Origin of the sequence: Sphingobacterium sp. UBA5670 (genome assembly GCF_002420705.1) — a bacterium.
In the GTDB taxonomy this organism is placed as follows: domain Bacteria; phylum Bacteroidota; class Bacteroidia; order Sphingobacteriales; family Sphingobacteriaceae; genus Sphingobacterium.
The window spans coordinates 1-11,327 of record NZ_DIIM01000030.1 but is presented as its reverse complement, the minus strand read 5'-3'; the positions used below and the strand labels follow the sequence as shown (position 1 = coordinate 11,327).

Genomic DNA, 11,327 nt, shown 5'->3' with positions numbered 1-11,327 from the left:
CCCGCTATGCTTATTTATGATATTCTTTTTTAGAATTTATACCTTACTGAAAAACCGATCGGATCAAATAATTTGATACTGGATTCGTTTAAAAAATCAAAATAGGGTTTTACATCCAATGAGATTTGAAACGGTGCCTGCGGAATATTATATTCAATACCGACGATACCGTCAATACTCAGATTAAGCTGCGAATCAAAAGAATGACGCTGGCCATCAATAATTTTATCTTTCTCCTTATAAGAACCTATACTGCCACCAAAACCATAATACCAATTAAATCCGGCAGTCAATGGCTTATAAATTTCATACAATCCTACAACACGAAAACGACGAAAGTCAGAATTGCTTTGAATACTCATAATACCTTCTAAAGCATGATTCGAGTTAAGCGTATGACGATAAGTAATTCCCTGAGCAGACCCAAATCGTCCACCAATAGCACCTCTATTATCCAATTGAGCCTGCGCCTTATTGGATAATGCACCAAACATCAGTATTCCACCGACAGCCAAAAATATTTTTTTCATAAAAATCGTACGCTTTTTTGCTTTACATTTTTCCAAACATAGATAAATTGCTTTTTATATGCAATATAATTGCACTTCATACCATACAATTTGTCTACACTTTCCCTTTCAAAGAACCTTTTTGGCAGAGAAAATATTGTTTACAGCTATAACGACACAATGTTTAATTTGTTATGACATTAATGCGGAATTATCCAACTTTATTTATGATATTTTTTTTATATTTAAGACAATACAGCATGTAGTAATAACCAAATAAACTCAAGCGATATGGGCAGAATTTTTGACTTTATAACCTTATATAAAGAAAAATACGCAAAGGACATCATGGTAGCGGGTCGAGATGGAAATGGCCAATGGAAAACTTATTCTACCAAAGAGTATACAGATGCTATTGACTCCTTAAGCAGGGCGTTGTTAAAGCTAGGCCTTAAAAAAGGCGACCGGGTGGGAATTATGTCTGGCAACAGACCCGAATGGAATTTGGTCGATTTTGCCTGCAATCAAATAGGCCTCGCAACAGTGCCCCTCTATCCAACTTTATCAGCACAGGATCTCTCCTTTATTGTAAACGATTCAGACGTCAACGTTTTATTTGTTAGCAACAAAGAATTAACAGAGCGTATTGAGCAAGCGATCAAGGAACATGGCATTCACCCACAATTGTATACATTTGATGCGATTGAAAATTATACACAGTTAAAAACATTCATCGAAACCGCTAAAGATGATTCAACCAACCTCGGTTCGCTTCGTGATGCAGTTAGTGAAGATGACCTGTTAACTTTAATCTACACCTCGGGGACAACGGGACGCCCAAAGGGAGTCTATTTATCGCATAAAAACGTTTACAGTAACGTCTTGGCCTGCAACCACCTGATCCGGTCGGATTTTAAAACGGCACTAAGCTTTCTTCCGCTATGCCATATTTTTGAACGCATGGTGGTATATATGTACTATTCTAAAGGAATCCAGATTTATTTTTCAGAAACCATAGACAATGTTGTTGCCGACATCAACGATGTCAAACCGGATGTCTTCACCACAGTACCGCGTGTACTGGAAAAAGTATACGACAAGATCATTGAAAAAGGGAAAGCCTTAACGGGGATTAAAAAGAAAATTTTCTTCTGGGCTGTTGATCTAGGATTAAAATTTCAAGAACCAGAACATAATGGCCCTTTTTACAATATCAAACTTGCAATCGCTAGAAAACTCATATTTTCTAAGTGGCAAGAAGCACTTGGCGGAAATATTAAAATTATCGTATCAGGTGGTGCTGCACTTCAAGAACGTTTAGCGCGTGTATTCTGGGCTGCTGGCCTTAAAGTGCTCGAAGGTTATGGTTTAACTGAAACCTCCCCCGTCATTGCGGTAAACTCCTACCTACCCAATGGATTGAAATTTGGAACCGTAGGTAAACCACTCAAAAATTTAGAAGTTAAAATTGCTTCAGATGGTGAGATCTTAGTAAAAGGTCCTAGTATCACCACAGGATATTATAAAAATGAAGAAGCAACCAAAGAAGCTTTTGACGATAATGGATTCTTCAAGACAGGCGACATTGGAGAAATAACATCGGATGGCTTCCTAAAAATAACCGATCGGAAGAAGGAAATGTTCAAGACTGCAGGTGGTAAATATATCGCTCCGCAATCCATTGAAAATAAACTAATGGAATCTACCCTGATCGGACAAGTCATGGTTTTTGGCGAAAACAGAAAATTCCCGGGTGCTTTAATCATACCTGCATTTGATGTCCTGTCCAAATGGGCGAGCCAAAAAGGTATTGCCACAGTTTCCAACGAGGAAATGATCAAAAATCCGGAAGTAATCCAAAAATACCAAGAGGAAATTGACCGATTATCCACTAACTTTGGCCATTGGGAAATTGTCAAGAAATTTATTCTTCTTCCAAAGGAATGGACAATCAATGACGGTCAATTAACGCCAAAACTGAGTTTAAAACGAAAAATTATTTTAAAAGAGAACGAAGCTGCAATCGACAAATTGTACCAGGAACAAAACCAAGAGTAACAATTTGCACGATTATTGGAGGTGACAATCTTATTATGAAGCACGTAACACTACGAGATTTATTTACGCTCGGATACTGGAAAAATATTTGGCATGTCCTCGTCGATGCATTTAATGGATTCAACGATGATAAATGTATGAAGAAAAGTGCTTCATTAGCTTACTATACAGTCTTTTCGATCGGCCCGCTTCTCATGATCGTTATTTGGTGTATAGGCTTCTTTTATGGTGAACATCTTCAAAGTGGATCTTCAGCGCAGGATCAGGTACTCGAGGAAGTCATGGTTCTCTTTGGTCAGGATGTGACGACACAGATTCAGTCATATCTTCAAAAAATCACTTTTGAGAATAAATCTAATATGGGGATCACGATAGGTATCGTAACATTGATTCTGTCCTCCACGACCTTATTTGTTGATATACAGGATTCGATAAACAATATCTGGAAAGTAAAACCGAAACCAAAAAAAGGGTGGCTTAAATTAATCATCAACAGACTGATTTCTTTTTCCATCGTGATTGCCCTTGGCTTTTTATTAATCGCCTCACTGATGATCAACGGGCTTATCGTTGCAGTAACCAATCTAGTCATGACTTATTTCCCTTTTATTCCGATTGCCCTCATTTCATGGGTCAATACGGGTATCACATTTTCGGTTATTGTCATTTTATTCGGCTTTATCTTTTCCTTCCTTCCGGACGCCAAAGTAAAATTTAGAGACATGCTTGGTGGTGCCATTTTTACAGGTTTACTTTTCATGTTAGGCAGGTACGGCATCTCGATTTATTTGAATCTGTCCTCCACGGCAAGCTTTTACGGAGCTGCAGGATCTATCATCGTGATGTTATTATGGATCTATTATTCGGCTGCCATTTTGTACTTTGGTGCCGAATTTACCAAGTTTTATGCAATCAAATTTGGTGCAGGCATCATACCATCGACATTTGCGGTAGCAGTTGAACAAACGGAAAAAGTTAAAAAAACTGGTAGTGATGCTGAAGCGCATGTTGGCGACACCATTCAGGTCTTAAAACAATAATTTACTTTTTTTCTTTTTTACCGCTGATAGATCCATCGATGCCAATGACATCGATGACTTTGTCGCCAATTTGCGTAATATCAGACTTTAACCCGACCATAACTGTAAAAATATTCACAGGAGTATCCTGTATCTTCCTAAAGTTATGGAGGTATCCAAGCTCAATACCTAAGAAGAAACCGTTAAACTTATAATCTGCACCAGCTCCTATTTTGCTTGAGAAATTCAGGTGATTTTTATTCTCCATCTTAATCAGCTTTTGGTCCGCCATCACATTTGCCCGTGGTTCGCTTGCCAGTCCCACACCCGGGCCAGCAAAACCATAGACATTTAATCGCCGCATCTGCTTTCTAATACCCCCGGAAAATGCAAAGGTATAGAAGCTGGTATTTGCATCCTCTATACGATAGGCATAATTGGGGTCGGCCAATCGCTGCTTGTATTTGAATGAAAGGGTATAAAGTGTGGGAGACACAAAAAACATTGGATTTTTGAGGGAGATATCCAAACCGATACTACCGGAAAACTTTGGCGAGAGGATCGCTTTAGTCTTACCGATCGGAAATCCCATTCCCGTCGTACCCCAATAGTAAACTTTACGGTAATGAATGGTGTCAGCACCGCCCTGAGCAATCGCACAAGTCCAAAAAGTAAACAGTAAGATGAAAGTTAGTAGAAATTGTTTCATTTAAATGCGTTCAATACTGAATAACAACAATATTAAACGCATTTTGTTCAGAAAATCCAAGGCTACAGATAACTTTTGGATTGAGGCCCTTGATTGAACAATAAATCGATAATGCTTAAATCTGGGTAAAATCCATTTTTATCAGAAAATACTTGAAAATATTCTTTAGGATGACTCAATATACTTTCTTTTTTAGGATGTATGATCTGCCGATAATCAATGCGATCGTCCCCAGCCGTAATATACTCTTCTGTAAAGGCTATCGATCGTTTAAGTTTGACCGACCTCAGGATAAGTTCCAACTGGGCTACATTAAAATCCACAAGGTAGTTAAACTTCTCCTCGTAAAACCGTTTAAAATCATCTTCATAGTATTCAAAATAAGCCGAACTCCGATAAGCTGTCTGAATACTTAACCAATGTAGACGCTGCCAATCAAACTCATAACTTATCCGGATATCTTTCATAGGAACACGATCTTTATTGCCATGCTGAATGGGCACGATCAAATCCTGCACACCATTTGCAGAAGCAATGCGTGCCCGCGTACGATAACTTTGCTTTTGAAAATGTTCATATTTCTCGATAACTAATGGGAGATTATGCTCTTGTACCGTATGAAAATAAGATATTGGTGGAAGATAACATGCCGGAAGTAATAACTGCGATTCCATAAAAACTGATGATTTTTGTTATAAGTGACGCAAAAATAACTTAAATTAAGGATATTTGTAAAGAACACTGGGAATTTTAGCTATAGCATGAAACAAAAAGCGTTAAACGCATTAATCTATATTATCTCTCTTCTCCCCTATTGGTTTCTATATTTGATTTCCGATGGGCTTTATTACATACTCTACTATATTATTGGATATAGAAAGAACATTGTATTTCAAAACTTAAAGAATGCTTTTCCAGAAAAAACGGATAAAGAACGTTTGGTTATTGCCAAAAAGTTTTACCGTTTTTTTCCGGACCTACTTATCGAATCAATCAAACTGAAAACGATTACAGCTGAGGAAGTGAAGAAAAAAATGACTCTTGAAAATGAAGAGGAATTGACAAGGCACCTCGATGCGGGTAAAAACGTTATTGGAGTAACTTCACATTATGCCAACTGGGAACTTGGCATTCATCGCTTAAGCTTAATTACAAATTTCCCTACTTTGATTGTATACAAACCACTCAATAATAAAGATATTGATACAGTATACAATGATATGCGAGGAAGGTTTGGCGCCGAAATGGTACCAATGAAACAAATACTCCGTCATATCGTAAAGTTGAAAGGCCAGCCCAATATCAGTATACTCGTTGCCGATCAAACACCGCTGTATTCGGATTCAGATTATTTTATTAATTGGTTAAATCAGGAAACATTGGTCTATACAGGAGCCGAAAGACTTTCTAGAATAAGTAAAGCGCCTGTGGTCTATTGCTATATCGGCAGAAAGCCCAAAAGAGGGCAATATTTCTGTAAATTCGTTACTTTAATAGAAGATCCAACAGGTGCCGGAGAACACGAAATCACCGATTTACATAATCAATTTGCTGAACAGCTTATCCGTGAAAACCCAGAATATTGGTTATGGTCACATAATCGCTGGAAAAGAAAACGTAGAAAATGAGTAAATTACCCAAAGTAGCTGTCGTTATCCTAAATTGGAATGGTCGATTTTTCCTGGAAAAATTTTTGCCATCCGTATATAATAGTTCGTATCCGAATGTCGAATTTGTCATTGGAGACAATGCCTCCGATGATGATTCAATTTCATTTGTCAAACAATACTATCCAACGATTACTGTACTGGAGAATGACAAAAACTATGGCTTCGCAGGGGGCTATAACAAAATACTGCAACGCGTAGATGCGGATTACTATGTACTGCTCAATTCGGATGTCGAAGTGAGCCAAAATTGGATTGAACCGGTCATTGAATACCTAGAAAGAAATCCGTCGTTGGCGGCCGCACAACCCAAAATACGTTCCTTCCATAACAAACAAAAGTTTGAACACGCGGGAGCCGCAGGCGGTTATCTCGATTACTTCGGTTTTCCCTTCTGCAAAGGTAGAATTCTACATGAAGTAGAAGATGATATAGGACAATACGATGCAGAATCCGAGATCTTTTGGGCATCCGGAGCCGCACTTTTTATCCGCTCGGAAGCTTGGAAAGAGGCCAATGGTCTTGACGAAGATTTCTTTGCCCACATGGAAGAAATTGACCTATGTTGGCGATTGAAAAGGATGGGCTACGGTATTGGTTACTGCCCTAGGTCGATCGTTTATCATGTTGGAGGTGGAACACTTAATGCCAGCAACCCAAAAAAAACATATCTTAATTTTAGGAATAATATGGTCATGCTGCAAAAAAACCTGCCACTGGGCAAAGCGGTATGGATTATTTTTATGAGACTTTGGTTTGACTTTGCTGCCCTTGCTAAATTTCTCATCGACAGAAAACCCAAAGATGCTTGGGCAATCAGCCGAGCACATCAGTATTTCTTCTTGAATATCTTCAAAAACGCTAAAAAACGAAAAAAATACAAGGCGAAAGAAAATAAACAAGGGCATTACACCAAATCGATAATTATTGATTTCTACACGAATAACAAACATAAATTTTCTCAGCTAAATTCAAAGGATTTTAAATAATAGCTTATTTCGCTAGAAGACAAAATGCAGAAAAACGCATTTTAAAAATAAAGCAGTCATTATGACAAGATTATTTATTTATTTTATTTAAACGTACTTTTTATTTGTAATTTTGCAAAATGTTGGTGATGGATATTGAAAAAAAGATAAAAGACTTAACGGCAGAGCTTAACCATTATAACTATCAATACTATGTATTGGCAAATAGTGTTATTTCGGACTACGACTTCGACCTTAAATTAAAGGAACTCGAAGCGCTGGAAGCTCAATATCCCGACTTTGCCGACCCCAATTCCCCTACACAGCGTGTCGGTGGAGATATAACCTCCCGATTTCAGACGGAAAAACACCGCTGGCCAATGCTATCATTAGGCAATACATACAGTCAGGAGGAATTATTTGACTTCGATCAGCGAATCCGCAAAATCATCGGCGATCAGTTTGAGTATGTTTGTGAATTGAAATTTGACGGTTTATCAATCAGCCTGACCTATGAAAATGGCCGGCTGAGTAAAGCGGTCACCCGGGGCGATGGTACCCAAGGCGATGTAGTGACCAACAACATTAAAACCATCCGCTCTATTCCAATTAAACTCAAAGAAGGAGATTATCCCGATCAATTCGAAATACGGGGTGAAATATTTATGCATAAATCTGCTTTTCTCCGCCTGAATAAGGAACGCGAGGATAATGAAGAGCAAACTTATGCAAACCCAAGAAATTTTGCTTCTGGAACGATCAAGCTCCAAGATTCGGCTGAAGTAGCGAAACGACCATTGGACTGTTTCCTTTACTTTCTGTACTGCGATAACAGAACCAACCTGTTTCACGACCATTGGAATAGTTTAAGCCACGTCAAAGAATGGGGATTCCACGTGAGCGAACATAGCAGAAAATGCAGCACGTTGACAGACGTTTTCGCATTTATCGATTATTGGGATGTGGAACGTCATAATTTAGGTTATGAAATCGATGGGATCGTCATTAAAGTAAATGATTATGCACAACAAGAAGAACTTGGCTTTACCGCCAAAAATCCCCGTTGGGCAATATCTTATAAATTCAAAGCCGAGCGTGTAGAAACCATACTTAATACGATTAGCTATCAAGTTGGACGTACAGGCGCTGTCACACCAGTCGCTAACCTTCAGCCTGTCCAACTGGCCGGCACGACCGTCAAACGGGCATCATTGCATAATGCAAATGAAATAGCTCGATTGGACCTGCACGAAAGTGATACAGTTTATGTAGAAAAAGGCGGAGAGATTATCCCTAAAATTATAGGTGTAAATCTCGACAAAAGACTGTCAGATGCTATTGCTTTTTCATACCCTACATCCTGCCCAGAATGTGGTACAGCACTTGTACGACAAGAAGGCGAAGCCGTACATTATTGTCCTAATGAAACTGGATGTCCTCCGCAAATCGTCGGTAAAATGCAGCATTTCATTGGACGTAAGATGATGGACATCGAAGGAATGGGCGATGAAACAGTGGACAGCTTCTTTAAAAAAGGCTTATTGCATAATATCGTTGATATCTATGGCCTAAAAGACCATCAGGCGGATCTACAGCAGCTTGAACGCTTCGGTCAGAAATCCATAGATAACATGCTTAATGGCATCGAAAAGTCAAAGGAAAAACCATTTGAAAAAGTACTATTCTCGCTCGGAATCCGTCACGTAGGTGAAACCATTGCGAAAAAATTGGCACAGCATTTTAAAAATATTGATGCCTTGGCACAAGCCTCCGTTGAGGAAATCGAAGGGGTGCAGGACATTGGACGTCGCATTGCGGAGAGTGTCAAAGAATACTTGGACAATCCAATTCACCAACAACAGATTGCAGCGTTAAGAAATTACGGTTTAAATTTTGAAATTGAGGAAAAGGAAATTATTCTAGCGAGCAACTCGCTGGAAGGAAAGACTTTCTTGATATCCGGCGTATTTCCAAATCATTCGCGTGAAGAATTAGCAGCTCTGATTGAGAGTAACGGTGGGAAGATGTTATCAGCGATTTCCGCCAAATTAAGTTATCTCGTGGCAGGAGATAAAATGGGGCCTTCTAAATTAGCTAAAGCAGAAAAATTAGGTATCCCCATGATTAATGACACAGAACTATTTCAACTCATTGATCACAATTAAGTTTTTTAATTAAATTTATATAAATACAAAAACAAGATGAACGAGCTTCACGGCGCAGGAGTAGCATTAGTCACTCCTTTTAACTCAGATGAATCTGTTGATTTCGAAGCATTGGGTCAGCTAATTGACTTACAGATCAACGAAGGTATGGACTATTTGGTTTCTTTAGGTACAACTGGAGAAGTTGCCACTTTAACCAATGATGAACGAAAGCGCATCTGGGATTTTACCGTCAAGCGCGTGAACGGTAGACTTCCTTTAGTTGCAGGTATCGGTGGAAACAATACTGCTGAAATTGTTGAACAGATCAAACAATTTGATCCTACAGGTTTCTGTGCTATTCTATCGGTATCTCCCTACTACAATAAACCAACACAAGAAGGAATTTACCAACATTATAAAGCTGTCGCAACAGCCTCTCCGCTGCCGATTATCTTATACAATGTACCAGGACGTACAGGAAGCAATATAACAGCACAGACAACATTGCGATTGGCTAACGACTTTTCCAATATCGTAGCAATCAAAGAAGCCTCTGGAAATTTTGCTCAGTTCAGTGAAATTCTACGGGATAAACCAGCTGGTTTTCTATTGATCTCAGGGGATGATCCGGTTACATTGCCAATGATGTCTCTCGGTGCTTCAGGCATCATTTCAGTGATCGGAAACGCTTTACCAAAAAAGGTTGCTACACTGGCGAGATTATGTACCGAGGGTAAGTATAGCGAAGCCAGACCAATACACAATGATTTGCTCAAGATCACAGACTTATGTTTTATTGAAGGAAATCCAGCAGGAGTAAAATACATCCTTCAGGAATTAGGTATTGGAAAAGACATCCTACGTCTTCCTTTGGTACCTGTTGGCGAGAACGTACAAGGAGCTATCAAAGAAGAATTAAAGAAATTGAACTAAGATATTGCCGAATTCGGCTGAGAAAAGTTTAGATCCCTCAAACAGATCTAAACTTTTTTGCTTCAAGGCATTGCAACATAACAATATAATACCTACCTTTGCACTTCCACAAATGTGGATTTTTAAATAACAAAATTAATTAACAAAATGCAACAGTACGAATCTGTAATCGTTCTTACCCCGTTGCTTTCTGATGATGCTGCGAAAGAAGTAATCGCAAAATTTAAAAGCATCTTAACAGAAGGCGGAGCCGAGATTGTCGCTGAAGACAATTGGGGTTTGAAAAAATTAGCGTATCCAATCCAGAAAAAAACTACTGGATTTTATCACTTAACTGAATTCAAGGCTCCAGGTGAATTAATCAATAAATTAGAGGTTGAATACAAACGTGATGAGCGCATTATGCGTTTCTTGACTGTAAGCTTAGACAAACATGCTAAAGCATACAACGAGAAAAAACGTAGCGGTGCATTCAACAAAAAAGCTGAAACTAAAACTGAGGAGGGCGCAAACTAATGGCTAACGAAAATATCCAATACGTAACTGCTCCTAAAGTAGAGGACAACCGTAAAAAATACTGTCGTTTCAAAAAGAATGGTATCAAATATATCGATTATAAAGATGCTAACTTCTTGATGAAATTCGTAAATGATCAAGGTAAAATCTTACCTCGTCGTTTAACTGGTACATCTTTGAAATTTCAACGTAAAGTAGCTCAAGCTGTTAAACGTGCTCGTCACATCGGTTTGTTACCTTACTTAGCTGATGCAATTAAATAAGGAGGACGATAGAAAATGGAAGTAATTTTAAAACAAGATATCAAAGGCTTAGGTGAGCAAAATGATATCGTTAATGTAAAACCAGGTTTCGGTCGTAACTACTTAATCCCACAAGGATTTGCTATTCAAGCGACTGTATCTGCAAAAAAAGTTTTAGCTGAGAACATCAAACAAGCTCAGTTCAAACAAGATAAAATCAAAAAAGACGCAACTGAATTAGCTGGTAAATTGGAAGCTATTAAACTTTCTATCGGTGCTAAAGCAGGTGAATCTGGTAAAATCTTTGGTAAAGTAAACAGCATCCAAATTGCTGATGCGTTGAAAGCAAAAGGTTTTGATGTAGATCGTCGTCGTATCACTTTCGAAGTAGAGCCTAAAGAAGTAGGTGAATACATCGCAAACTTAAACTTACACAAAGAAGTGAAAGTTCAAGTTCCTTTCGAAGTAGTTGCTGAGTAATTCAATTTATTTAGTAAACAATATAGAGCGGCTATCCAATCGGATAGCCGCTTTTGTTTTTACCTTACCTTACCTTACC

Annotated in this window: 12 protein-coding genes; 9 read left to right on the top strand and 3 right to left on the bottom strand. The window is 38.5% G+C overall.

The genetic code is table 11. From position 1 onward, the window contains the following. Window positions 1-29 precede the first annotated feature (29 nt). Window positions 30-530 carry a hypothetical protein gene (locus tag B3C94_RS22205; protein WP_293907906.1) on the bottom strand — a complete coding sequence of 167 codons (501 nt, stop codon included), beginning with the start codon at window positions 528-530 and terminating at the stop codon, window positions 30-32. Window positions 531-800: 270 nt separating this feature from the next. On the opposite strand from B3C94_RS22205, the gene B3C94_RS22200 reads away from it, so the two are divergent. Both B3C94_RS22200 and B3C94_RS22195 read left to right on the top strand, forming a co-directional pair. After that, window positions 801-2,567 carry an AMP-dependent synthetase/ligase gene (locus tag B3C94_RS22200; RefSeq protein WP_293907904.1) on the top strand — a complete coding sequence of 589 codons (1,767 nt, stop codon included), beginning with the start codon at window positions 801-803 and terminating at the stop codon, window positions 2,565-2,567. Window positions 2,568-2,602: 35 nt separating this feature from the next. Further along, entirely contained in the window at window positions 2,603-3,607 is a 1,005-nt protein-coding gene (locus tag B3C94_RS22195) for a YihY/virulence factor BrkB family protein (protein ID WP_293907902.1), read from the top strand. A 1-nt stretch (window position 3,608) separates the two neighbouring features. On the opposite strand, the gene B3C94_RS22190 is transcribed toward B3C94_RS22195, so the two are convergent. Both B3C94_RS22190 and B3C94_RS22185 read right to left on the bottom strand, forming a co-directional pair. After that, window positions 3,609-4,295 carry a hypothetical protein gene (locus B3C94_RS22190; protein ID WP_293907900.1) on the bottom strand — a complete coding sequence of 229 codons (687 nt, stop codon included), beginning with the start codon at window positions 4,293-4,295 and terminating at the stop codon, window positions 3,609-3,611. A 62-nt stretch (window positions 4,296-4,357) separates the two neighbouring features. Next, complete coding sequence (locus tag B3C94_RS22185) at window positions 4,358-4,969, bottom strand: WbqC family protein (protein WP_293907898.1); 612 nt, start codon at window positions 4,967-4,969, stop codon at window positions 4,358-4,360. A gap of 87 nt (window positions 4,970-5,056) precedes the next feature. Here B3C94_RS22185 and B3C94_RS22180 point away from each other — a divergent pair, with 87 nt between their 5' ends. From B3C94_RS22180 to rplI, 7 genes are all read left to right on the top strand, one after another. Beyond that, complete coding sequence (locus tag B3C94_RS22180; protein ID WP_293907896.1) at window positions 5,057-5,923, top strand: lysophospholipid acyltransferase family protein; 867 nt, start codon at window positions 5,057-5,059, stop codon at window positions 5,921-5,923. Then, a complete protein-coding gene (locus tag B3C94_RS22175) occupies window positions 5,920-6,951 on the top strand; it encodes a glycosyltransferase family 2 protein (protein WP_293907894.1) in 1,032 nt (343 codons plus the stop codon). The genes B3C94_RS22180 and B3C94_RS22175 overlap by 4 nt, the downstream gene beginning before the upstream one ends. 119 nt (window positions 6,952-7,070) lie before the next feature. Then, window positions 7,071-9,095, top strand: coding sequence for an NAD-dependent DNA ligase LigA (gene ligA, locus B3C94_RS22170; RefSeq protein WP_293907892.1), 2,025 nt, complete (start codon window positions 7,071-7,073; stop codon window positions 9,093-9,095). 36 nt (window positions 9,096-9,131) lie between these two features. Beyond that, on the top strand, window positions 9,132-10,010 hold the full coding sequence (gene dapA, locus B3C94_RS22165) for a 4-hydroxy-tetrahydrodipicolinate synthase (RefSeq protein WP_293907890.1): 879 nt from the start codon (window positions 9,132-9,134) through the stop codon (window positions 10,008-10,010). Window positions 10,011-10,157: 147 nt separating this feature from the next. Then, window positions 10,158-10,526 carry a 30S ribosomal protein S6 gene (gene rpsF / locus B3C94_RS22160; protein ID WP_293907888.1) on the top strand — a complete coding sequence of 123 codons (369 nt, stop codon included), beginning with the start codon at window positions 10,158-10,160 and terminating at the stop codon, window positions 10,524-10,526. Continuing rightward, a complete protein-coding gene (rpsR, locus tag B3C94_RS22155) occupies window positions 10,526-10,789 on the top strand; it encodes a 30S ribosomal protein S18 (protein ID WP_028071347.1) in 264 nt (87 codons plus the stop codon). Before rpsF ends, rpsR begins: the two co-directional genes overlap by 1 nt. A 15-nt stretch (window positions 10,790-10,804) precedes the next feature. Further along, the gene (rplI, locus tag B3C94_RS22150) at window positions 10,805-11,248 is read left to right on the top strand and encodes a 50S ribosomal protein L9 (RefSeq protein ID WP_293907886.1); all 444 of its coding nucleotides are present in this window, start codon (window positions 10,805-10,807) and stop codon (window positions 11,246-11,248) included. The last annotated feature ends 79 nt before the right edge of the window (window positions 11,249-11,327 follow it).